The organism is Streptomyces sp. NPDC017943 (assembly GCF_044328425.1).
Lineage (GTDB): Bacteria > Actinomycetota > Actinomycetes > Streptomycetales > Streptomycetaceae > Streptomyces > Streptomyces djakartensis_A.
Map to the genome: position 1 here is coordinate 102,749 of NZ_JBIRHH010000013.1, position 23,122 is coordinate 125,870.

Sequence of the window (23,122 nt, forward strand, 5' to 3'; positions counted from 1 at the left end):
GGTGCCCCGACCCTCGCCGGGCGGTGTACGGGCTCAGGACATGGTGCCCCGGCACACCGTTCCGGTGGCCGGGGTGCGGCCCGTGCGGAGGTAGGTGTTGACGGCCTCCATGACGCAGCGGTTCTGCGGGTAGGTGCCGTGGCCCTCCTCCTCGGCCGTCAGGAGCACGCCGACACCGTCGCCCAGGGCGCGGGCCATGCGGCGGGCGCCGGGGTACGGGGTGGTCGGGTCGCCGGTGCCGCCGACCACGAGGACGGGGGCCGCGCCGTCGGCGTCCACCCGGGGCGTGACGCGCTCACCGTCGAACGGCCAGTCGTAGCAGAGGTAGACGCCGGCGGACCAGGCCGCGCCGAAGACGGGCGAGGCGGCCTCGACACGGTGCGCGTCCCGTTCCAGCCCGTCGAAGTCCCGGCGCAGGCTGGAGTCCGCGCAGGTGATCGCGGTCAGCGCGACGCGGCTGCCGTCCGGCGGGGCCGCCCCGCGGTCGGCGCTGCCCGTGGCGGCCGCGCCTTCGTCCAGCGGGGCGCCGTCGTTGTGGTCGATCAGCGCGGTGAGGGCCTTGGCGAGCGTCGGCCAGCCGTCGGTGCCGCGGGTGAGGTGGTCACCGACACGGTGCGCGAGGTCGTCGGCATCCAGTTCCCTCCCGCCGCCGGCCGGGGCGGGCTTCTTCTCCAGGCGGTCGGCCAGCCGCGCCATGCGCCGCGCGGCCTCCTCGGGCCCGTCACCGGTCGGGCAGCGGCGGACACGGGCCGCGCAGTGCGCGGCGAACCGGTCGAACGCCGCCTGGACCGCCTTGACCTGCGACACCTGCTCCTCGCTGAGGTCCTCGGTCGGGTCGACGGGCGCTTCGAGGACGAGCCGCCCGACGTGCGACGGGTGCAGGTGGGCGTAGACCGCGCCGAGCGCCGTTCCGTACGAGACCCCGAAGTAGTGCAGCCGCTCGTCGCCGAGGAGGTAGCGCATCAGGTCGAGGTCGCGCGCGGTGTGCGCGGTGCCGATGTACGGGAGCAGCGCCCGGGAGTGCTCGGCGCAGGCGCCCGCCCCTTCGTGGCCCTCCGCGGCCTTCCCACAGCGCAGGGGGATGGTCGCGCCGACACCTCGCGGATCGAAGGAGACCAGGTCGTAGCGGTCGAGGAGCGGCTCGTACTGGTTGATCCGCTCGGGCAGTCCGCGCACGCCGGACACGCCGGGGCCACCGAAGTTGAGGACGAGCGAGCCGATGCGCCGGGCGTTCGGGCCGGTGGCCTTGCGGCGGATCAGGGCGACGTCGATCGTCCTGCCGTCCGGTTTCCGGTAGTCCAGAGGGGTCTTCATGACGGCGCAGTCGTAGCCGGTGCGCGCGGCGGGCGGCGAGGTGCAGCGGGACCAGTGCAGGCGCTGGCCGGTGGTGAGCGCGGCGGGCAGACCGGCGGGCGGGTTGTCCGCGGTGAACTCCGTGCGTGGCTCGGCACTGCGGCCGGGGGCGTCGCGCTGGAGCCAGGCGCCGACGGCCCCGATCGCGGCGAGGAGGACCCCGGCGAGGATCAGCGCACCGGCCGACAGACCCGGCCTGCGGTTGCGTATCGGATGTGCGTCACTCATCGGAACCCCCGCGCTGCCGCCCCTGGACGCCCGCCCCGTGCGCGCCTGCCCGTGCACGTGATCGTCCGGTCGCCGGAGAGTGCAGGGTACAAGCCGCCCACGACAGTTCACCGGGACGGGCGGACCGGGGTCAGTCCCCCTGGGACCACGCGGCCACCGGCAGGGACAGGTAGACGCCGACGTCGCGCAGGCCCGTCGCGGCCGTGATGGCGTCGTGCAGGCCGTCCACCCGGTCCTGGCGGTCGGCCGCCCTGCTCTCGAACCACTTCGACCGCACCTCGACGACCACGTCCAGGCCGCTGCGGTCCAGCGGGCCGAGCCGCCGGAAGCGCAGCTCCACGTCACCGGGTTGCAGGTCCCCGTCGTAGGGCTCCTCGGGGCACTCCACCGCCAGGGACACCAGGTGCGGGAGCACGGCGGCGAGTTCGCGCAGCGTCTCCTCGGGGACGTGCGGGGCGCAGGTGATCTCTACGAGGGGCACCGGGGCAGCGTACCCACCGCCGCGACCGGCTCCGTCCGGGACGGGCCGGGCCGCGACACGGCGGGTCGTCAGGTGCCGCCGCCCACCGTGAAGCCGATCGCCGTCCCGCCGCCCTTGCGCCGGTACGCGAACGGCGCGCCGCCGTGGGCGACGGCCACCTCGCGCACGATGGACAGGCCGAGGCCCGAGCCCGACAGGGAGCGGGCGTCGGCGGCACGGTAGAAGCGGTCGAAGACGCGGTCGAGGTCCTGGTCGGCGATGCCGGGCCCGCGGTCGAGGACCTCGACGCGGATCGTGCCGGGCCGCGCCGGCCCGGAGACCACGATCTCCACCGGGTGCCGGCCGCCCTGGTCGAACTTCAGGGCGTTCTCGACCAGGTTGGACAGCGCCCGGGTCAGCATCGCGGGGCGCCCGTCGGTCGTGGTGTCGCCGCTCGCGCGCAGCGCGATCTCCCGGCCGCTGCGGCGCCGGGCGAGCCCGGCCACCTCCTCGGCGACACCGGCGACGTCCACGCGCTGCGGCGGTTCCGTGTCGGACTGCCCGGCGGCCAGGTCGACCAGTTCGTTGACCAGGTCGGTCAGCTCGCGGGCCTCCTGGCCCAGATCGGCGACGAGTTCCTCACGGGCCTGCGGCGGCAGTTCGTCGATCCGGCGCAGCAGGGAGATGTTCGTGCGCAGCGAGGTGAGCGGCGTGCGCAGTTCGTGGCCCGCGTCCTGCACCAGCCGGCGCTGGTCCTCCTCGGACTGGGCCAGCCGGCCCAGCATGCGGTCGAAGGCCCGGCCCAGCCGGCCCACCTCGTCGTTCCCGGCCACGGGCACCTGGACGCCCAGGCGGCGGGTGCGGGCCACGTCCTCGGCGGCGTCGGTGAGCACGACCAGACGGCGGGTGATGCGCCGGGCCAGCCACCAGCCGAACAGTCCGGCGCCGACCACGACGGCGGCCACCAGCAGCAGCGTCCGCTGCTGGAGCACCCGCAGCAGATCCTCGACGTCGCTGAACTCCTGCGCGATCTGCACCGCGCCCCGCCCGCCGCCCAGGGAGACCGTCGCGACACGGTAGACGTCGTCGCCGACGTCGACGTCCCGGTGCTGGGCGACCTGCCCGGACGCCCTCGCCCCCGCGACGGCCACGTCGGTGCCGGTGACCGGCAGGCCCGGGCTGCCCCGGTCCACGACATGCCCGTCCGGCCCGAGCACCTGCACGTCCGTGCGGGCCGGGCGCACCAGGTCGTGCCCCGGCGCGGCGGAGGAGAAGTCGCCGGGCGCCATGCGGTTCTGGCGCACCTCGTCGCGCAGGTCCTGCACGACCTCGTCGAAGACCGTCTGCTGGTCCACCCGCACCAGCCGGGCGGCCGCGCTGTAGGACAGGATGCCGATCAGGATGGTCACGGCCGCCGTCACCACCGCGAACGACACGGCGAGGGTGGTGCGCAGCGAGACCAGCTTCGGCCGGCGTCCGGCGATCAGCCGGCCGAGGCGGCCCACTCAGTCCTCCCGCAGCACGTAACCCACGCCGCGCACCGTGTGGATCAGCTGCGGCGCGTCCGGCTGGTCGAGCTTGCGGCGCAGGTAGCCGACGTAGACGGCGAGGTTCTTGGAGCCCGGGCCGAAGTCGTAGCCCCAGATGCGGTCGTAGATCGTGGAGTGGTCGAGGACGATGTCCGCGTTGCGCACGAGCAGTTCCAGCAGCTCGAACTCGGTCCGGGTCAGCTCCAGCTCGCGGCTGCCGCGCCAGGCGCGGCGCGCCTGCGGGTCCATGCGGATGCCGGCCGCCTCGACGAACCGGTCGGGCTCGGGCCGGGGCGCCTCGGCGGGGGCGGCCGCGCCCCCGGACTCCACCGCGCCGGTGCGGCGCAGCAGGGCGCGCAGCCGGGCGAAGACCTCCTCGACGTCGAAGGGCTTGACCACGTAGTCGTCCGCGCCCGCGTCGAGACCGGCGATGCGGTCCGCCGTCTCCACCAGGGCGGTCAGCATCAGCACCGGCGTCCGGTCGCCCTCGGCGCGCAGCACCCGGCACACCTGGAGCCCGTCGATGCCGGGCATCATCACGTCCAGGACGAGGACGTCGGGGCGGTTGCGGTGGGCCTGCGCCAGTGCCTCGACACCGTCGGCGACCGCCACGACCTGGTATCCCTCCAGGGTCAGGGCGCGCTCCAGGGCGTTGCGGATGGCGCGGTCGTCTTCGGCGAGCAGCACGGTGTGGGGCACGCGTCCAGTGTGCCAAGCCGCGCGGCCCCGGGGACGGCGCGGACTGCGCCGGGGCGTCCTTCTTACTGCCCTCTCACCGGTCCGGCCAGCCGCGAGGCGTGCGTCGGTGCGTCCGGCACGTCCGACGGGCGGTCGACGGCGAACTCCTTGCGCAGCACCGGCACGACCTCCTCGCCGAGCAGGTCGATCTGCTCCAGGACGGTCTTCAGCGGCAGTCCGGCGTGGTCGATCAGGAACAGCTGGCGCTGGTAGTCGCCGGCGTACTCGCGGAAGGCCAGGGTCTTCTCGATCACCTGCTGCGGGGAGCCCACCGTCAGCGGGGTCTGGTCCTGGAAGTCCTCCAGCGACGGCCCGTGCCCGTACACCGGCGCGACGTCGAAGTAGGGGCGGAACTCGCGCACCGCGTCCTGGGAGTTCCTCCGCATGAACACGTGCCCGCCGAGGCCGACGACCGCCTGCTCGGGGGTGCCGTGCCCGTGGTGCGCGTAGCGCTCCCGGTAGAGCTCGACCATGCGCCGGGTGTGGTCGGCCGGCCAGAAGATGTTGTTGTGGAAGAAGCCGTCGCCGTAGTACGCGGCCTGCTCGGCGATCTCGGGCGAGCGGATCGAGCCGTGCCAGACGAACGGCGGCACGCCGTCCAGCGGACGCGGGGTCGCGGTGAAGCCGTGCAGGGGGGTGCGGAACCTGCCCTCCCAGTCGACGTGCTCCTCGCGCCACAGCCGGCGCAGCAGGGCGTAGTTCTCCAGGGCGAGCGGGATGCCCTGGCGGATGTCCTGGCCGAACCAGGGGTAGACCGGGGCGGTGTTGCCGCGGCCCAGCATCAGGTCGACCCGGCCGTCGGCCAGGTGCTGGAGCATCGCGAAGTCCTCGGCGATCTTCACCGGGTCGTTGGTGGTGATCAGGGTGGTGGCCGTGGAGAGGATCAGCCGCTCGGTGCGGGCGGCGATGTAGCCGAGCATCGTGGTGGGCGAGGACGGCACGAACGGCGGGTTGTGGTGCTCGCCGGTCGCGAAGACGTCGAGCCCGGCCTCCTCGGCCTTCAGCGCGATGGCGACCATGGCCTTGATGCGCTCGCGCTCGGTCGGCGTCCGGCCGGTGGTCGGGTCGGGCGTGACGTCGCCGACGCTGAAGATCCCGAACTGCATGGTCGCTCACCCTCCAGGTTGTTTACGGTTCAACTATACCTGGGGGAACAGCCACCGGCAGGAGCCTGTTCCCGACGCACCGCAGTCCGCCCGGGCACCGTGGCCGAGCAGGGTCGCCCGGGCCTCGCCGCGCCCGCGTGCGAAGCTGGCCGCCATGTCCGTGCTGCGCTCCGTCGCCCTGTTCGTGCTGGCCGCCCTCCTGGAGATCGGCGGCGCCTGGCTCGTCTGGCAGGGCGTGCGCGCGCACAGGGGCTGGCTCTGGGCGGCCGGCGGCGTACTCGCCCTCGGCGCCTACGGCTTCGTCGCGACGTTCCAGCCCGACGCCCACTTCGGCCGCGTCCTCGCCGCGTACGGCGGCATCTTCGTCGCCGGCTCGATCCTGTGGGGCGTCGTCGCCGACGGCTACCGCCCGGACCGCTGGGACCTCGCGGGCGCGCTGATCTGCCTGGCCGGCATGGCCGTCATCATGTACGCCCCCCGGGGCGACTGACCCCGGCCGCGCACGCGACCGCGCGAGGGCAGGCCGGCCCGCCCCTCCCCCGGGCACCCGTGCAGCCCCCCGCGGGGCCCCGCCTATCCTGGCCCCCAGGTCCGTCCGCCGGCCCGCCCACACGCGAGACCCGCCCGCACCCCGCCCGAGGAGCACCCATGGCCACCGCCGCCCCGTCCGCCGCCTCCCGCATCGCCGTCGTCACGGGTGCGAGCAGCGGCATCGGCGCCGCCACGGCCCGGCAGCTCGCCGCCGCGGGCTACCGCGTCGTCCTGACCGCCCGCCGCAAGGACCGCATCGAGGCCCTGGCCGAGGAGATCGCCCAGGCCGGCCACCAGGCCACGGCCTACCCGCTCGACGTCACCGACCGCGCCGCCGTCGACGAGTTCGCCACCGCCTTCACGACCATCGGCGTACTGGTCAACAACGCGGGCGGAGCGCTCGGCGCCGACCCGGTCGCCACCGGCGACCCGGCCGACTGGCGCCGGATGTACGAGACCAACGTCATCGGCACCCTCAACCTCACCCAGGCCCTGCTGCCCAAGCTGATCGAGAGCGGCGACGGCACGGTCGTGGTCGTCTCCTCGACGGCCGGCCACGGCACCTACGAGGGCGGCGGTGGCTACGTCGCCGCCAAGCACGGCGCGCACGTCCTGGCCGAGACCCTGCGCCTGGAGATCGTCGGGCAGCCGGTCCGCGTCATCGAGGTCGCCCCCGGCATGGTCAGGACGGAGGAGTTCGCCCTGACCCGCTTCGGCGGCGACCGGGAGAAGGCGGAGAAGGTCTACCAGGGCGTCGCCGAGCCCCTCACCGCCGACGACGTGGCCGAGACGATCACCTGGGCGGTCACCCGCCCCGCCCATGTCAACGTCGACCTCCTGGTCCTGCGCCCCCGCGCCCAGGCCTCCAACACCAAGGTGCACCGCCAGGCGTGACCCCGGGCGGCTCAGCCCTTCACGCAGACGACCTGCTTGAGCTTGGCCACCACCTCGACCAGGTCCCGCTGCTGGTCGATGACCTGCTCGATCGGCTTGTAGGCGCCGGGGATCTCGTCGACGACGCCGGAGTCCTTGCGGCACTCCACGCCCTGGGTCTGCTGCTCCAGGTCCTTCGTCGTGAACCGGCGCTTGGCCGCGGTGCGGCTCATCCGCCGGCCCGCGCCGTGCGAGGCCGAGTTGAAGGACTTCGCGTTGCCGAGGCCCTTCACGATGTACGACCCCGTGCCCATGGAGCCCGGGATGATCCCGTACTCGCCGGAGCCGGCCCGGATCGCGCCCTTGCGGGTCACGAGCAGGTCCATCCCGTCGTAGCGCTCCTCGGCCACGTAGTTGTGGTGCGCGCTGATCTCCGGCTCGAAGACGGGCTTCGCCTTCTTGAACTCCTTGCGGACCACGTCCTTCAGGAGCGCCATCATGATCGAGCGGTTGTGCTTCGCGTACTCCTGCGCCCAGAACAGGTCGTTGCGGTACGCCGCCATCTGCGGGGTGTCCGCCACGAACACGGCCAGGTCGCGGTCGACCAGCCCCTGGTTGTGCGGGAGGCCCCGGGCCACTCCGATGTGATGCTCGGCCAGTTCCTTGCCGATGTTCCGGGACCCGGAGTGCAGCATCAACCAGACGGAACCGGTCGTATCCGTGCACACCTCGACAAAGTGATTTCCGCTGCCGAGCGTCCCCATCTGCTTCCCGGCCCGCTCCTGACGGAACTTGACCGCTTCCGCCACCCCGTCGAACCGCCCCCAGAAGTCGTCCCAGCCGGCGGTCGCCATGCCGTGGAAGCGGCCCGGCTCGACCGGGTCGTCGTGCATCCCCCGGCCCACCGGGATGGCCTGCTCGATCTTCGAGCGCAGCCGGGACAGGTCGCCCGGGAGGTCGTTCACCGTCAGGGACGTCCGCACCGCCGACATGCCGCAGCCGATGTCCACACCGACCGCCGCCGGGCACACCGCGCCCTGCATGGCGATGACCGAGCCGACCGTCGCCCCCTTGCCGTAGTGCACGTCCGGCATGACGGCCAGGCCCTTGATCCACGGCAGCGTCGCGACGTTGCGCAGCTGCTGGAGCGCCGACTCCTCGACCGCCGCCGGGTCGGTCCACATCCGGATCGGCACCTTCGCGCCCGGCATCTCTACATACGACATAACGTCCTCAATCCCCCGTAGACCAACAGAAGTCCTCAAGCGCAAATACCGGAGCCAAGGTCGACGAAAGGGAAATCGGACCGGCGTTCACGGCAGTGCGTGCGATACACATTGTGTCCATCGCCCGCCCCACGGCGGCAAGGCAATATCCGTCTCGAGAGGAGCCACCACGTGCAACGGAAGGCCTGCGCGTCCGGTGTCGCCGCGCTCCTCGCGGCGCTGCTGGCGGGCTGCACCGGTGGCTCCGGCGACGGCGGCACCACCGACGACTCCAACCCGGGGGACACCGGCACCGCGTCGGCCGCGGCGGAGCCCGGCCGCTACCGCACCCTGCCCGAGCCCTGTGACGCGCCCGGCCGGGCCTCGCTGGACGAACTCCTGCCCGGCATCCGGCAGATCGGCGACGAGGAGCAGCGCGAGCGCGCGTACGAGGGCTCCGCGACGAGCACGTTCGACACGGACCGCCGGGTGGGCTGCCGGTGGAAGGTGGACGCCCCGGACGCCACGAACCACCTGCTGATCGACTTCGAGCGGGTCGTGTCCTACGACACCGGCGTCAGCGACGACAGCCAGGCGGAGCGGCTGTTCGGGGAGAAGGTGGCGTCGGCGCACCTGCCCGAGCCGGTCGCCACCGAGTCCGCGTCCGCGTCCGGCTCCCCGGCCGGGAGCGCGTCCGGCACCCCGAGCGGTTCGCCGTCGCCGTCCGGTTCCTCCTCGCCGTCGGCGGCCGGTTCGGCGCCGCCGGCCGAGCTGCGCCCGCGCGTGCTGGAGGATCTGGGCGACGAGGCGTTCCTCGACGACGAACTGGGCGGCTCCGGTTCGACGGCCGAGCAGCGCACGGTGACTGTGGCGTTCCGCACGTCCAACGTCATCGTGACCATCGAGTACGCGGAGCAGCCCGCGACGGCCGGCGTCGTGCCGGACAGCGAGGAAATGCAGGACAGGGCGCAGAAACTGGCCCTGAAGCTGGCCGATTCCCTGGGCGACTGAGGCCGTTGCGCGGTGCCGTCCCGCGGGGTCCGCGCGTGTCCGAAGGAAGAACACACGCTCGCCTCACCGCGTACCGTGACCACTCGGACCCGTTCCGACCGCAGGGAACCACGAGCGTCATGAGTGAAGGAACCATGCAGCGACGAGTACAGCGAGACCAGCGAGCGAAGCGTCTGAACCGCGTCCTTGCCGGCGCGGCCGCCGTCCCCGTGATGCTGGTCGCCGCCGGCTGCTCCTCGGACTCCGGCTCCGGCGACAGCGCGGACAAGGCCGCCGGGGCGGGGGCTTCGGCGTCGGCGTCGGCGAGCCCGTCGCCGACCGTGCAGGCGGCGGCGTACAGCAAGCTTCCGGAGGCGTGCAAGGTGCTCTCCAAGAAGACGCTGGAGGACCTCGCCCCGAAGGCGAAGTCGGGCAAGGAGGGCAACTCGGACGACATCTCGACGCGTGCCTCCTGCTCCTGGGACAGCCTGGACAACAACGGCGTGAAGGGCTCGCAGTTCCGCTGGCTGAACGTGTCGATGCTGCGCTTCGAGTCGGACGCCGCCCGCGGCTCGGCCGACAAGCTGGCGCAGGAGTACTACGCGAAGCAGGTGCAGGACGCGCAGGCGGTCGAGGGCGCGAAGGCCACCGCGTCCGAGCCGGTGACCGGGACGGGTGACCAGGCGACGGCGGTGCACTACGACCTGAAGAAGAGGGAAGGCACCTTCAAGCAGCAGACGGTCGTGGCGCGCGTGGAGAACGTCGTCGTCACCGTGGACTACAACGGGGCGGGTCTCGCCGGTGACAAGACCCCGAGCGGCAAGGACCTGCTGAAGGACGCGAAGAAGGCCGCCGAGGAGGCGGTGGCGGCGGTGTCCGAGGCCAATGGCGGTGGCGGCAAGGCGAGCGGCGCCCCTTCGAAGTCCCCCTCGAAGTCCTCTTCGAAGTCACCGTCGAAGTCCCCGTCGAAGGACGCGTCCAAGAAGCCCGTCGCGAAGAGCTGAGCGCAGACCCCTCAGGAACCGGCCACCCGTTCCCCGCACATGTGTGCCACCCTGTTGCGCGCAACAACACGCAAGGGGAGGGGTACGGGTGGCCGCGCCACTGCAGCTGACTCGGATGCACCGCGTTCTCATCGGTGTGGTCGTGGCAGGCGCCGTGATCATCGCCGGCATCGGCTTCGCCGGTTCGTACGCGGCCGTCCGCGAGTTGGCCATCAAGAAGGGCTTCGGGGACTTCTCCTACGTCTTCCCCATCGGCATCGACGCGGGCATCTGCGTGCTGCTGGCCCTGGATCTGCTGCTCACCTGGATCAGGATCCCGTTCCCGCTGCTGCGGCAGACGGCGTGGCTGCTGACGGCGGCGACGATCGCGTTCAACGGCGCCGCCGCGTGGCCCGATCCGCTCGGCGTGGGCATGCACGCGGTCATCCCGGTGCTCTTCGTGGTCGCCGTCGAGGCGGCCCGCCACGCGATCGGCCGGATCGCCGACATCACGGCCGACAAGCACATGGAGGGCGTGCGCCTGACGCGCTGGCTGCTGTCGCCCGTCCCCACGTTCCTGCTGTGGCGCCGCATGAAGCTGTGGGAGCTGCGCTCCTACGACCAGGTCATCAAGCTGGAACAGGAACGGCTGGTCTACCAGGCGCGGTTGCGCTCGCGGTTCGGCCGCGCGTGGCGGCGCAAGGCCCCGGTGGAGTCGCTGATGCCGCTGCGGCTGGCGAAGTACGGGGTGCCCCTGGTGGAGACGGCTCCGGCGGGTCTCGCGGCGGCGGGGATCGAGCCCGCGCTGATACCCCCGCCCCCGCAGCAGGCGCTGGACGCGCCCGACCCGGCGGCCGCCCGCCGCGCGGTCGGCCCGGCCCCCGCGTCGCAGGGCGCCGGTCCCCTCCCGCAGGCGCCGGCCGCCGTCGAGCAGGGCGCGGCGCGGGGCGGGCGGCGCCCCGCGCCGGTGGACGGCCCTCCGGACCCCGGCCCCGAGCCCGAGCCCGAGCCCGACCAGAGCCCCTGGTTCCAGGCCCCGCGCGAGGTCGAGTACCAGGGCGGCTACAACCCCGCCTACGACCCGGCCGAGCAGTACGCCCAGTGGTACGCGGAGCAGCGGGAGGCCGAGCAGTACCAGGAGCAGTACGAGCGGGAGCCGTTCGAGCAGGACGGGTACGAGCGGGAGCCGGGCCCGGAGGAGACGGGCGGTTTCCCCATCCCCGTCGGCCCGAACCGCACCCGCGAGCTGGGTGAGGGCGGCGGCACCGCGCCCCGGCCGGCCGGCGAGCCGGACGAGGAGGCGTACTACAAGGTGTTCCGCCAGTCCATCGACGGCAGCTTCCCCACCCCGGCGGTCCTCGGCGAGAACATCCAGACGACCTACGGCGTCACGCTGACCACCAGCACGCTCAAGGCCCTGTCGGACCGTTTCCAGCACCGCTACAACACGGAGCTGGAGGAGGACCACATCGCCTGACGGCCGTCGGGCGCGTACGGCGAGGGGCCCTCGGCGACTGCGCCGAGGGCCCCCTGCCGTACGTGCCGGCTACGCGCCGAGCAGGTGCCGCACCCGGTCCTGCCCCACCGCCAGCAGCAGCGTGGGCAGCCGCGGGCCGGTGTCGCGGCCGACCAGCAGGTGGTACAGCAGCGCGAAGAAGGACCGCTGGGCGGTCTTGATCTCCGGCGGCAGCTCCTTGGGCGTGGCGTCGGCGGAGAACCCGGCCTGGACCTTGGGCACGCCGTAGACGAGGTGCGTCAGCCCGTCGAGCGACCAGTGCTCGGCCAGTCCGTCGAGCAGCAGCCGCAGCGACTGCCGGGACGCCTCGTCGAGCGACGTCAGCAGCTCCGCGTCGGGCTCCTCGCGCACGATGGTCCGCTGGTCGGCCGGGACGTGCGTGTTGATCCAGGCCTCGGCCTTGTCGTAGCGCGGGCGGGCCTCGTCCAGCGAGGCCAGCGGCTGCTCGGGGTCGAGCTCGCTGAGGATGCGCAGCGCCTGGTCCTCGTGCCCGGCGGTGATGTCCGCGACGGACGCCAGCGTCCGGTAGGGCAGCGGCCGGGGCGTGCGCGGCAGCTCACCGGCGGCCGTGCGCACCGCACGGGAGTGCGCGGCGACGTCGGCCGGCAGGGCGCTGCCGTCGGCGACCTTGGCGTCCAGCCGGTCCCACTCGTCGTAGAGCCGCTGGATCTCCTGGTCGAAGGCGACCTTGAAGGACTGGTTGGGCCGGCGGCGGGCGTACAGCCAGCGCAGCAGCTGCGGCTCCATGATCCGCAGGGCGTCCGCCGGGGTGGGCACCCCGCCCTTGGACGACGACATCTTCGCCATGCCGGAGATGCCGACGAAGGCGTACATCGGGCCGATCGGCTGCTTGCCGCCGAAGATCCCGACGATCTGCCCGCCGACCTGGAACGACGACCCGGGAGAGGAGTGGTCGACACCGGAGGGCTCGAAGACGACCCCCTCGTAGGCCCACCGCATCGGCCAGTCGACCTTCCAGACCAGCTTGCCGCGGTCGAACTCGCTGAGCCGGACCGTCTCCGAGAAGCCGCACGCGGTGCAGGCGTAGGTCAGCTCGGTGGAGTCGTCGTCGTAGGACGTGACGGTGGTGAGGTCCTTCTCGCAGTTGCCGCAGTACGGCTTGTACGGGAAGTAGCCGGCGGAGCCGGAGCTGCCGTCGTCCTCCGCGGCGGCGCCGGAGCCCTCGGCGGCCTCCAGCTCGGCCTCGTCGACCGGCTTCTGCCCCTGCTGCTTCTTGGCCGGGGCCTTCTTCGTCCGGTACTGGTCGAGGATGGCGTCGATGTCGCCGCGGTGCCTGATCGCGTGCAGGATCTGCTCGCGGTACACGCCGGAGGTGTACTGCTCGGTCTGGCTGATGCCGTCGAACTCCACGCCCAGCTCGCCCAGCGACTCGACCATCGCGGCCTTGAAGTGCTCGGCCCAGTTCGGGTACGGCGACCCCTTGGGCGCGGGCACGGACGTCAGCGGCTTGCCGATGTGCTCGGCCCACTCCTGCCGGTCGACACCGGGGATGCCCTCGGGCACCTTGCGGTAGCGGTCGTAGTCGTCCCAGGAGATCAGGTGGCGCACCTGGTGGCCGCGGCGGCGGATCTCGTCGGCGACGAGGTGCGGGGTCATGACCTCGCGCAGGTTCCCCAGGTGGATGGGGCCGGACGGCGACAGCCCGGACGCGACGACGACGGGTTTGCCCGGGGCCCGGCGCTCCGACTCCTCGATGACCTCATCCGCGAAACGGGAGACCCAGTCGGTGGTCTCGGTGCTCTGAGCCACGATCGGCACGTCCTTCTTTCTGCATCGGGCAGCCGGTACGGTCGCACGGCTGACCGCCCCATTCTCCCAGACCACCTCGCGCCAGGAAAAACGGCTTTACCCCCATGGGATACTGGCCGGGTCCATCGATTTCCCCTAGGAGAACGGCACCCGCGCCCATGGCCTCGGTCACGTCCCTCAGCGACTCCGTCCACCAGCGCCTCGCGGCGGCCCTGTCGGCGGCCCTGCCGCAGGCCGGCTCCGCGGACCCGCTGCTGCGACGAAGCGACCGGGCCGACTTCCAGGCCAACGGGATCCTGGCCCTGGCCAAGAAGGAGAAGGCCAACCCGCGCGAGCTGGCCACGCAGGTCGTCTCCCGGGTCGAGTCGGGTGAGCTGATCGCCGATGTCGAGGTCTCCGGGCCCGGCTTCCTGAACGTCACGCTCACCGACCGGGCGATCACCGAGAACCTCGCCGCGCGCTACGCGGACGGCGAGCGGCTCGGCGTGCCGCTGAAGGAGAACGCGGGCATCACGGTCGTCGACTACGCCCAGCCGAACGTGGCCAAGGAGATGCACGTCGGTCACCTGCGGTCGGCGGTCATCGGCGACGCCCTGCGCGGCATGCTCGACTTCACCGGCGAGAAGACGATCGGCCGGCACCACATCGGCGACTGGGGCACCCAGTTCGGCATGCTCATCCAGTACCTGTTCGAGCACCCCGGCGAGCTGGCCCCCGCGGCCGACGTCGACGGCGAGCAGGCGATGAGCAACCTGAACCGGGTGTACAAGGCGTCGCGTGCGCTCTTCGACACGGACGAGGAGTTCAAGGAGCGGGCCCGCAAGCGGGTCGTCGCCCTCCAGTCCGGTGACAAGGAGACGCTCGAGCTGTGGCAGCAGTTCGTGGACGAGTCGAAGGTCTACTTCTACTCCGTCTTCGAGAAGCTCGACATGGAGATCCGCGACGAGGAGATCGTCGGCGAGTCCGCCTACAACGAGGGCATGCCCGAGACGGCCCGCCTCCTGGAGGAGATGGGTGTCGCGGTGCGCTCCGAGGGCGCGCTCGTGGTCTTCTTCGACGAGATCCGCGGCAAGGACGACCAGCCGGTCCCGCTGATCGTGCAGAAGGCGGACGGCGGCTTCGGCTACGCGGCCTCCGACCTGACGGCGATCCGCAACCGCGTCTTCGACCTGGACGCGACGACGCTGCTGTACGTCGTGGACGTACGCCAGTCGCTGCACTTCAGGATGGTCTTCGAGACGGCCCGCCGGGCCGGCTGGCTGGGCGAGCACGTCACCGCGCACAACATGGGCTACGGCACGGTGCTCGGCGCGGACGGAAAGCCGTTCAAGACGCGTGAGGGCGAGACCGTACGGCTGGAGGACCTGCTGGACGAGGCGGTGCAGCGGGCCGCCGAGGTCGTACGGGAGAAGGCGCAGGACCTCACCGAGGACGAGATCCAGGAGCGGGCCGCGCAGGTCGGCATCGGTGCGGTGAAGTACGCCGACCTGTCGACGTCGCCGAACCGGGACTACAAGTTCGACCTGGACCAGATGGTGTCGCTGAACGGCGACACGTCGGTCTACCTCCAGTACGCGTATGCCCGGATCCAGTCGATCCTGCGCAAGGCGGGCGAGACGAAGCCGGTCGCGCACCCGGAGCTCGAACTCGCCCAGGCGGAGCGGGCGCTCGGTCTGCATCTGGACACGTTCGGCGACACGGTCTTCGAGGCCGCGGCGGAGTACGCCCCGCACAAGCTGGCGGCCTACCTGTACCAACTGGCGTCGCTCTACACGACGTTCTACGACAAGTGCCCGGTCCTCAAGGCCGAGACGGGCGAGCAGATCGAGAACCGCCTGTTCCTGTGCGACCTCACGGCCCGCACGCTGCACCGCGGCATGGCCCTGCTGGGCATCCGCACGCCCGAGCGGCTCTGAAGCCGCCCGGGTGTGACGGGCGTCCTCAACCGGCGGAGCCGGCCGTCCCGGTGGGGCTGAACCCCCGCGCGAGCCTGCGCAGGCCCTCCTCGATCTCCTCCGGTGTCTGCGTCACGAAGCACAGCCGCAGGGTCGTCCGGTCGGGCCGGCCGGCGTAGAAGGGGGCGCCGGGGACGTACGCCACGTCGTGGCGCACCACCTGCGGTAGCAGGGCCGTCGTGTCGTGGGGCTCCGGCAGCCGCGCCCACAGGAACATGCCGCCCTCGGGCCGGTTCCACCGCGAGCCCTCGGGCAGCGCGTCGGGCAGCCCGGCGAGCATGGCGTCCCGGCGCTCGCGGTAGACCCCGGCGACGCGGGCGACGTGGGCGTCGAGGTCCTGGTCGGCGAGGTAGCGGGCCGCGGCGAGCTGGTTGACGGTCGGGGTGTGCAGGTCGGCGGCCTGCTTGGCGACGGCGCAGGCCCGCCGCAGTTCCCCCGGCGCGCGCAGCCAGCCCAGCCGCAGCCCGGGTGCCATGACCTTGGAGAAGCTGCCGAGCAGCACGGTCCGGTCCTCGGCCCCGGGGTGCGCGGCGATCCACGGCACGCGGGCACCCTCGTAGCGCAGTTCGCCGTAGGGGTCGTCCTCCACGATCCACAGTCCGCGCCGGGCGGCCACGGTGGCGACGGCGGCCCGTCGCTCGGCGGGCAGGGTGCGGCCGGTGGGGTTCTGGAAGGTGGGCACGGTGTAGAGCAGCTTCGGCCGCTCGCGGGCGACGAGTTCGTCCAGTGCCGCCGGGTCGAGGCCGTGCTCGTCGCCGGGCACGGCCACGACGCGTGCTCCGGCGAAGCCGAAGGCCTGGAGCGCGGCGAGGTAGCAGGGGTTCTCCACCAGGACGGTGTCGCCCGGTTCGACCAGCGCCGTGGCCAGCAGGGACAGGGCCTGCTGGGAGCCGGTGGTGACGAGCAGGTCGTCGGGACCGGTCGGCAGGCCGCGGGCGGCCGTGCGGGCGGCGAGCGCGTCGCGCAGCGCGGGCTCGCCCTCGGTCGTGGAGTACTGGAGGGCCCGTGCGGGCGTGCGGGCGAGCACCGCGCGGAACGCGGCGGCGATGCCGTCGGCGTCGAACAGCTCCGGCGCCGGCAGCCCTCCGGCGAAGTTGATGACCTCGGGCCGGGCGGTGACCGCGAGGATGTCCCGCACCGGCGATCCGCCGACGGCGCGGGCGCGCGCGGCGAGCGGCGGGACGGCGGAGCGGGTGGTGGGCCCCGGCTCGGCGATGGTCATGACACGGCTCCTTCGGCTGCGGCGACGCCTGCTGCCCCGCAGCCTAGGCAAGTGCGTGCCGCCTACAAGAAGTTTTCCGCGATGCGGACGGCGGGGGCGCCCCGGTCGTGCCGCGAGGCCCCTGCGCGCCACGGGGGCCGTGCCGCTGGCCCTGGGCGGGCGTCGGCTCAGCCCTTCGCGCCGAGCGCCGCGTACACGTTGATGTCCGCGTCCGTGGCGTCGTCGATGGCGCGGTAGCGGACCTTCTCGATCTCGTCGAGTCCGGCGAGGAAGGACTCCCCGGGCTGTTCCGGGACGGGGGCGGCGCCGTCGGGCCGCCAGCGGTGGGCGGGGACGGTACCCGGCTCCGCGATCGCCAGCCCGTTGTCCGTGAAGAACCGCTCGACGTCGGCCCTGGTCCGCAGCACGAACGTGAACCCCCGCTCGGTGTAGGTCCGTTGCACCGCGCGGATGTTCTCCGGGTTGAGGTCCTCGGTCAGATGGCTGAGCACCAGCCGGCTGCCCGGGGGCAGCGCGTCCAGCAGCTCCCGCACCAGCGGGTACGCCTCCTCGTCGGCCACGAAGTGCAGCACCGCGACCAGGCACAGGGCGACGGGCCGGTCGAAGTCCAGTGTCCGGGCGGCCTGTTCGAGGATCCGGCCCGGCTCGCGCAGGTCGGCGTCGATGTAGTCGGTGCGCCCCTGGGGCCCGCTGGTGAGCAGCGCCCGCGCGTGCGCCAGCACGACCGGGTCGTTGTCGACGTACACGACCCGCGACTCGGGCGCGACGCGCTGCGCGATCTGGTGCACGTTCTGTGCGGTCGGCAGCCCGGTGCCGATGTCGAGGAACTGCCTGATGCCGTCCTGCTCCACGAGCGCGGTCACCGCGCGGCGCAGGAAGTCGCGGTTGTGCCGCACGTCGAGGTAGCCGCGCGGATTCGCCGCGAGCGCCGCGGCGGCCGCTTCCCGGTCGGCCGGGTAGTGGTCCTTGCCGCCGAGGAACACGTCGTAGACCCGCGCGGGATGCGCCTTGCTGCTGTCGATCCTCCTGCGCAGCGCGGCGGGATCCTGGCTGAGCGCCTCACCGGACATGGACGTCTCCCTGACGACGGGCGGTCCGTACAGCGACCGTTTCGGTGCTCAGCAACCTAACGGATCGGCCGGACGGGGCGTGCCCGTACGGCGTCACGACGCATCGGTCGTCCCGGCCTTCACCCATTTCTCGCCACCGAGCGGGAACTCGTAGGCGGGGCGCCCGTGGTGACCGCTCGTGCGGAACGGCCGGCCCTTGTCGTCCACCCTGAGGGTGCCGCTGCGGCCGCCGCTGGACCAGGTGAGCTCCAGGTACCAGCGCACGTCGTAGGCGGAGGCGTCGGCCTGGATGTAGTACGCCTCCGGGTCCGACTGGCTCACCTTGAACGGGAAGTCGGCGTGACCGGCCTCGGGCACGAGGGCGGGCCGTGCGGCGTCCAGGGCGACCGTGAAGAACCGCTTGGGCATGCCGCCGCCGCAGCCGACGCCCGGGTAGCCCATCGCGTAGTCGTTCCAGGCGAGGGGCGCGCGCCTGCCCGCCATACGGACCGTCAGGTCCTCGACGACGACGGTCTCCTTGCCGGTCCCCTGCACGGTGATCTTCAGGAACTGCTCCCCCGAGGGCACCGCGCCCATCGCGGCCACCCAGCCGGGCGCGTCCTGTTCCAGCGGCGGCGGCACCACCCGCTCGGGGGGCAGGTCGACCAGGTACCGCTGGGAGCAGGGGCTTTCCCAGGCGTGCGGCTGGGTGCTCACGGTGAGCGGAGCCGGACCGGAGGCGGGTCCGGCCCCGGCGCGGCCGGGCTTGCCGGTCCGGGCCGGGGAGGACGCCGGGGGCTGCACCGGGGCGGATTCCTCGTGCCGGTCGCTCTTGTCGCGCCTCGTGCCGCCCGGGGAAGGGCTGCCGGACGGGGACGCCGTCGCGGCGCCACCGCCCTCCGGGCGCGGGCCGGAACCACCGATGTCGCGTGCCGTGGCCGCCGGTTCGCGGTGGCCGTCCCGGTCCGGCCCGCCGTCCGGCATGGCCACGGCCAGCCCGACACCGCTCAGTGCGACGGCCGCGGCGACACCGGCGAGAACGACACGACGAGGCCGCCACCGCGTCCGCCTGCCCGGCACGTACCGCGAGGACGGCACCCCCGCGCCACCGCCCCCCAGCGCAGGTCCACCGTCCCCCAGCCCGGGTCCGGCGCCCTGGGCTGGTCCGGCGCCCTCGACAGGTTCGGCGCCCCGGGCAGGTCCCGCGTCCTGGGCAGGTCCGGCGTTCTCGGCAGGTCCGGCGCCCCGGGCAGGTCCCGCGTCCTGGGCAGGTCCGGCGTCCTGGGCAGGTCCGGCGTTCGCGGCAGGCGCGGCCGGTCCGGCCGACTTCGCGGTCGTGCTGCTCTCAGCCGACCCGGCGGGCCCGGCAGGCCTGGCGGAACCGGCGGCTTCGGCGGGCGCGGAATGCCCGGCATGCCCGGCAGTCCCGGCAGACCTGCCAGGCCCGGCAGCTCCGGCGTCCTCGGCGGGCGCGGCTGACCCGGCCTGCGCACCCGGCCCGGCGAATTCCGCGGTCGCGGCTCTCTCAGCCGACCCGGCGGGCCCGGCCTGCGCGTCCGGCCCGGCGGATTTCGCGGTCGCGGCGCTCTCAGCCGACCCGGCAGGCCCGACAAGCCCGGCCGACCCGGCGCCCTCGACAGGCACGGCGGGCGCGTCCGGGGCGGCCGACCCGGCGGACTTCGCGCTCCCAGCGCTCTCAGCCGACCCGGCGGGCCCGGCAGGCCTGGCGGCCCCGGCCGACGGGACGGGCCCGGGGGTCCGCGCCCGGGCGGCTGCGGTGCCGGTCTTCCGCCCCCGGCCCGCGTCCGCGAGCACCCACCGCCGGTGCAGTGCGACGAGTTCCTCCGGTGACGCCTTGCACAGCCGCGCGAGCCGCTCCACGGGCGCGTAGTCCGCGGGCACGGCGTCGCCATTGCAGTAGCGGTGCAGCGTCGACGTACTCATGTGCAGACGCTTGGCTAGCACCCCGTAGCTCAGTCCCGAGCGGTCCTTCAACTCCCCCAGCAGCTCGGCGAATGCGGCCGCTCCCGTGTCCTGCGACACCGTTCCTCCCACCCCGTGTCCCGTGCCCCCGTTCCAGGGGACGGTCGTTTCCCCTGGTCAGGTTCCCGTGCGCGTTCCAGCGTCCCTGATCGTCCGCCGGGTGTGGCGGGCGGGACGGAGTACGGCACAAGCTCTGGTCATCCAAGCACGCCGCTCCCGGCCCGCCGGTCGAGCGAGCCGCTCGGGCCTTCCTCCGCACCGCCTTTGTCCGAAAGGGACCCCACTCATGCGCACCCACCACGCTCTGCCCGCCGCCCTCCTGGCCGCCCTCGCCCTCACGGCGTGCGACAACGGAACGGGCACCCAGGACGAGGGCGCGGCCCGCCCCGGCCCGGCGGCGACGGCTTCGGCCACCTCTACCGCGGGCACCTCGAACACCGGCGGAACCTCCGCCGGGAGCAACCGCAGCGAGAGCGAGGCCTCCGGCGGAAAGGCCACCGGATCGACCACCGGAACGACCACGGGGAGCGCCACCGGAACGACCACCGGGAAGTCCACCGGGAAGACCGCCGGCGGCACGGGCACCCCCGCCCGCGTCTTCTGCCACGGCGGCAACACCACCGTCACCGCCCGGCCGGTCCCGCGCCCCCTCAACCACCTGCTCATCACGGTCGCGAACACCGGCTCGAAGCCCTGCGACCTCACCTACCACCCGGTGCTGCGCTTCGACGCGATGCAGTGGGCCCCGCGCCCGGTCGCGGACTCCAAGCCGCAGGCCGCGACGACCCTGGCGCCGGGCGAGAAGGGCTACGCGGGCGTCTCGCTGTCGGCGGCCGACGGCAGCGGCGAAGCCGGCACGACCGGCCGCAAGCTGACGGTCGGCTTCCAGGGCCGCACGCCGAACAGCGACGGCGGCCCCACGGCGATCCCGGCTCTGCCGGCCCGGGGCGTGTACTACGACAGCACCCTGACGGTCACCTACTGGCTGCGCGACATGGACGACGCGCTGTCCTACTGATCCTTCAGCTTCTGGGCCACCTCGGTGGCCCAGTAGGTGAGGATGGTGCGCGCCCCGGCCCGGCGGATGCCGGTGAGGGTCTCCATGATCGCCCGGTCGCGGTCGATCCAGCCCTTCTCGGCGGCGGCCTCGATCATCGAGTACTCCCCGGAGATCTGGTACGCGGCGACGGGCACGTCCACGGCGTCGGCGACCCGGGCGAGGACGTCCAGGTAGGGGCCGGCCGGCTTGACCATCACCATGTCGGCGCCCTCCTCCAGGTCGAGGGCGAGCTCGCGCAGCGACTCCCGCAGGTTGGCCGGGTCCTGCTGGTAGGTCTTGCGGTCCCCCCGCAGCGACGAGCCCACGGCCTCGCGGAACGGCCCGTAGAACGCGGAGGCGTACTTGGCGGTGTAGGCGAGGATCGCGACGTCGTCCCGGCCGATCTGGTCCAGGGCGTCGCGGACGACGCCGACCTGCCCGTCCATCATCCCGCTGGGCGCGACGACGTGGGCGCCGGCGTCGGCCTGCACCTGCGCCATCTCGGCGTAGCGCTCCAGGGTCGCGTCGTTGTCGACCCGGCCCTGCTCGTCCAGGACGCCGCAGTGGCCGTGGTCGGTGGTCTCGTCGAGGCAGAGGTCGGACATGACGAGCAGGTCGTCCCCGACCTCGGCCCGCACGTCCCGCAGGGCGACCTGGAGGATGCCGTCCGGGTCGGTGCCGGGCGTGCCGAGCGGGTCCTTCTTCGACTCCTCCGGCACGCCGAACAGCATGATCCCGGAGACCCCCGCTGCGGCGGCCTCGGCGGCGGCCTTCTTCAGGCTGTCCCGGGTGTGCTGCACGACGCCCGGCATGGCCCCGATCGGCACGGGCTCCGTGACGCCCTCGCGCACGAAGGCCGGGAGGATGAGATCGGCGGGGTGCAGCCGGGTCTCGGCGACCATCCGACGCATCACGGGGTTGATCCGCAAACGCCGCGGCCGCGTACCGGGGAATGATCCGTACGTCGTCATGTCCTCTACGCTACGCCCGCCCCGAACGCCCCGATGCCGACGCCTTGTCGGCCCCGAGCGGCAACCCCGAGCACCCCCGCAGCCCCCGGCCCCCGCATGCGCCGCCACACCCCCGGGTCCATCCTGGAACCACAGGGCAAGGCCCCCGACGGCGGCCGAACCCACCGCCGCCGTCCCTCCGTACCCGCCCCCCGCGGAGGACGCGATGACCGCCACTCACCCCACCCCCGATCTCTTCGCCCTCTCGGACGTCGCCGGCCCGGTGCTGCGCCCCGGCGACCCGGCCTACGCCGACGAGGTCACCGGCTTCAACGTGTCCGCGCTGCACACCCCCGACGTGGTCGTCGGGGCCACCGGGGCGGACGACGTCGTCGCGGCCATGCGCTGGGCGCACGCCACCGGCACCCCGGTGGCCGTCCAGGCCACCGGACACGGCGCCAACTTCCCCATCGAGCGCGGCCTGTTGATCACCACGTCCCGGATGACGGGCGTGCGGGTGGACCCCGCCACCCGTACCGCCCGGATCGACGCCGGGGCGAAGTGGAGCCACGTGATGGCGGCCGCCGCCCCGCACGGACTGGCGGGCCTGTGCGGCACCTCCACGGACGCGGGGGTCGTCGGCTACACCCTCGGCGGGGGCCTGCCGGTCCTCGGCCGCGCCTACGGCTACGGCGCCGACCTGGTCCGCTCCTTCGAGGTCGTCACCCCGGACGGCCGGCTGCGCGAGGCCGACGCCCGGCAGGAGCCGGAGCTGTTCTGGGCCCTGCGCGGCGGCAAGGGCAACGTCGGCGTCGTCACCTCGCTGGTGACCGCGCTGCTGCCGCTGTCCCGCGTCTACGGCGGCGGCCTGTACTGCCGGGCGGAGCACACCGAGGCCCTGCTGCGCGCCTGGTCGGAGTGGACCCACACCGTCCCGGACGAGATGTGCAGCATGTTCTCGGTGCTGCGGCTGCCGCCGATCCCCCAGCTCCCGCCGGAGCTGCGCGGCGGCTTCTGGGCCCGGGTCGCGATCGCCTGGCCGGGCGACGCGACCGAGGGCGAGGCGCTGATCGCCCCGCTGCGGCAGGCCGCGCCGGTGGTGGTGGACATGGTCGGCGAGACGGCCTGCGCGGACATGGACCGCATCCACATGGAGCCGCAGGACCCACTCCCGGCCCGCGAGTCGTGCCTGCTGCTGCGGGACCTCACCCCGGAGGCGCTCGACACGTTCCTGGAGCAGGTGGGCCCCGCGGCCGGCGCCGAGTACCCCCTGCTGGTGGCCTCGCTGCGGCACATGGGCGGCGCCCTGTCCCGCCCGGCCCCCGTCGAGGACGCCGTGTGCGCCCGCGACGCCCGGTACTTCCTGGAGGCGGTCGGGATCATGCCCGCCCCGCCCGTGGCCGAGGCCGTCGAACAGGCCACACGCCGCCTGCACACCGCCATGGCCCCCTACGGCACCGGCCGCACCATGGTCAACATCCACGGCACCCCCGGCGACGCGGAGGACGTCGCCCGCGCCTGGACCCCGGAGGTCTACGCCCGCCTGCGCCACGACAAGGCCGTCTACGACCCCGACAACCTGCTCCGCTACGGCCACGCGGTGACGCCCGCGTAGCCGCGGCCACCCCACGACCGGCCGGGC

At 73.4% G+C, this 23,122-nt stretch carries 19 protein-coding genes and 1 pseudogene; 8 read left to right on the plus strand and 12 right to left on the minus strand.

Features of this window, described 5'->3' with window-relative positions:
- Window positions 1-33: 33 nt before the first annotated feature.
- The 5 genes from ACH4C6_RS31970 to ACH4C6_RS31990 all read right to left on the minus strand — a co-directional run bounded on the left by ACH4C6_RS31970 (window position 34) and on the right by ACH4C6_RS31990 (window position 5,414).
- The gene (locus ACH4C6_RS31970; protein ID WP_398112147.1) at window positions 34-1,581 is read right to left on the minus strand and encodes an alpha/beta hydrolase; all 1,548 of its coding nucleotides are present in this window, start codon (window positions 1,579-1,581) and stop codon (window positions 34-36) included.
- Window positions 1,582-1,711: 130 nt separating this feature from the next.
- Window positions 1,712-2,062 carry a hypothetical protein gene (locus tag ACH4C6_RS31975; protein WP_333936089.1) on the minus strand — a complete coding sequence of 117 codons (351 nt, stop codon included), beginning with the start codon at window positions 2,060-2,062 and terminating at the stop codon, window positions 1,712-1,714.
- A 68-nt stretch (window positions 2,063-2,130) separates the two neighbouring features.
- Window positions 2,131-3,546, minus strand: coding sequence for an ATP-binding protein (locus ACH4C6_RS31980; RefSeq protein WP_398112148.1), 1,416 nt, complete (start codon window positions 3,544-3,546; stop codon window positions 2,131-2,133).
- Complete coding sequence (locus ACH4C6_RS31985; RefSeq protein WP_398112149.1) at window positions 3,547-4,269, minus strand: response regulator transcription factor; 723 nt, start codon at window positions 4,267-4,269, stop codon at window positions 3,547-3,549.
- 62 nt (window positions 4,270-4,331) lie between these two features.
- Window positions 4,332-5,414 carry an LLM class flavin-dependent oxidoreductase gene (locus ACH4C6_RS31990; RefSeq protein WP_398112150.1) on the minus strand — a complete coding sequence of 361 codons (1,083 nt, stop codon included), beginning with the start codon at window positions 5,412-5,414 and terminating at the stop codon, window positions 4,332-4,334.
- A gap of 154 nt (window positions 5,415-5,568) precedes the next feature.
- Between ACH4C6_RS31990 and ACH4C6_RS31995 the strand changes: the two genes are divergently transcribed.
- The gene (locus ACH4C6_RS31995; RefSeq protein ID WP_398112151.1) at window positions 5,569-5,904 is read left to right on the plus strand and encodes a YnfA family protein; all 336 of its coding nucleotides are present in this window, start codon (window positions 5,569-5,571) and stop codon (window positions 5,902-5,904) included.
- 158 nt (window positions 5,905-6,062) lie between these two features.
- Window positions 6,063-6,839, plus strand: coding sequence for an SDR family NAD(P)-dependent oxidoreductase (locus tag ACH4C6_RS32000; RefSeq protein ID WP_398112153.1), 777 nt, complete (start codon window positions 6,063-6,065; stop codon window positions 6,837-6,839).
- 11 nt (window positions 6,840-6,850) lie between these two features.
- Here the strand turns inward: ACH4C6_RS32000 and ACH4C6_RS32005 are convergent, their stop codons facing one another.
- On the minus strand, window positions 6,851-8,044 hold the full coding sequence (locus ACH4C6_RS32005) for an RtcB family protein (RefSeq protein ID WP_398112154.1): 1,194 nt from the start codon (window positions 8,042-8,044) through the stop codon (window positions 6,851-6,853).
- Between the two features lie 171 nt (window positions 8,045-8,215).
- On the opposite strand from ACH4C6_RS32005, the gene ACH4C6_RS32010 reads away from it, so the two are divergent.
- The 3 genes from ACH4C6_RS32010 (at window position 8,216) to ACH4C6_RS32020 (ending at window position 11,473) form a co-directional block, all read left to right on the plus strand.
- Window positions 8,216-9,034 carry a DUF3558 domain-containing protein gene (locus ACH4C6_RS32010; protein ID WP_398112155.1) on the plus strand — a complete coding sequence of 273 codons (819 nt, stop codon included), beginning with the start codon at window positions 8,216-8,218 and terminating at the stop codon, window positions 9,032-9,034.
- Window positions 9,035-9,153: 119 nt separating this feature from the next.
- Window positions 9,154-10,017 (plus strand): DUF3558 family protein, encoded by an 864-nt coding sequence (locus ACH4C6_RS32015; protein ID WP_398112157.1) that lies wholly within the window; start codon window positions 9,154-9,156, stop codon window positions 10,015-10,017.
- Window positions 10,018-10,132: 115 nt separating this feature from the next.
- Window positions 10,133-11,473 carry a DUF2637 domain-containing protein gene (locus ACH4C6_RS32020; RefSeq protein WP_398112159.1) on the plus strand — a complete coding sequence of 447 codons (1,341 nt, stop codon included), beginning with the start codon at window positions 10,133-10,135 and terminating at the stop codon, window positions 11,471-11,473.
- A gap of 69 nt (window positions 11,474-11,542) precedes the next feature.
- On the opposite strand, the gene lysS is transcribed toward ACH4C6_RS32020, so the two are convergent.
- Window positions 11,543-13,291, minus strand: coding sequence for a lysine--tRNA ligase (lysS, locus tag ACH4C6_RS32025; RefSeq protein ID WP_398112160.1), 1,749 nt, complete (start codon window positions 13,289-13,291; stop codon window positions 11,543-11,545).
- A 149-nt stretch (window positions 13,292-13,440) separates the two neighbouring features.
- On the opposite strand from lysS, the gene argS reads away from it, so the two are divergent.
- Window positions 13,441-15,198: an arginine--tRNA ligase gene (argS, locus tag ACH4C6_RS32030; protein ID WP_398112161.1), complete on the plus strand. Its 1,758-nt coding sequence runs from the start codon at window positions 13,441-13,443 to the stop codon at window positions 15,196-15,198.
- A gap of 25 nt (window positions 15,199-15,223) precedes the next feature.
- On the opposite strand, the gene ACH4C6_RS32035 is transcribed toward argS, so the two are convergent.
- The 4 genes and pseudogenes from ACH4C6_RS32035 to ACH4C6_RS32050 form a co-directional block, all read right to left on the minus strand.
- Complete coding sequence (locus ACH4C6_RS32035; protein WP_398112162.1) at window positions 15,224-16,459, minus strand: PLP-dependent aminotransferase family protein; 1,236 nt, start codon at window positions 16,457-16,459, stop codon at window positions 15,224-15,226.
- 167 nt (window positions 16,460-16,626) lie between these two features.
- On the minus strand, window positions 16,627-17,529 hold the full coding sequence (locus ACH4C6_RS32040) for an SAM-dependent methyltransferase (RefSeq protein WP_398112163.1): 903 nt from the start codon (window positions 17,527-17,529) through the stop codon (window positions 16,627-16,629).
- A 93-nt stretch (window positions 17,530-17,622) separates the two neighbouring features.
- The gene (locus tag ACH4C6_RS32045; RefSeq protein ID WP_398112185.1) at window positions 17,623-18,606 is read right to left on the minus strand and encodes a hypothetical protein; all 984 of its coding nucleotides are present in this window, start codon (window positions 18,604-18,606) and stop codon (window positions 17,623-17,625) included.
- Between the two features lie 789 nt (window positions 18,607-19,395).
- Window positions 19,396-19,563, minus strand: a pseudogene (locus ACH4C6_RS32050) (helix-turn-helix domain-containing protein); the annotation flags it as partial.
- 214 nt (window positions 19,564-19,777) lie between these two features.
- Between ACH4C6_RS32050 and ACH4C6_RS32055 the strand changes: the two are divergent.
- Window positions 19,778-20,509 (plus strand): DUF4232 domain-containing protein, encoded by a 732-nt coding sequence (locus tag ACH4C6_RS32055; RefSeq protein ID WP_398112164.1) that lies wholly within the window; start codon window positions 19,778-19,780, stop codon window positions 20,507-20,509.
- On the opposite strand, the gene hemB is transcribed toward ACH4C6_RS32055, so the two are convergent.
- Window positions 20,503-21,501, minus strand: coding sequence for a porphobilinogen synthase (hemB, locus tag ACH4C6_RS32060; RefSeq protein WP_398112165.1), 999 nt, complete (start codon window positions 21,499-21,501; stop codon window positions 20,503-20,505). The two genes, ACH4C6_RS32055 and hemB, sit on opposite strands and share 7 nt — an antisense overlap.
- Before the next feature lie 205 nt (window positions 21,502-21,706).
- Between hemB and ACH4C6_RS32065 the strand changes: the two genes are divergently transcribed.
- Window positions 21,707-23,095 carry an FAD-binding oxidoreductase gene (locus ACH4C6_RS32065; RefSeq protein ID WP_398112166.1) on the plus strand — a complete coding sequence of 463 codons (1,389 nt, stop codon included), beginning with the start codon at window positions 21,707-21,709 and terminating at the stop codon, window positions 23,093-23,095.
- Window positions 23,096-23,122: the final 27 nt, after the last annotated feature.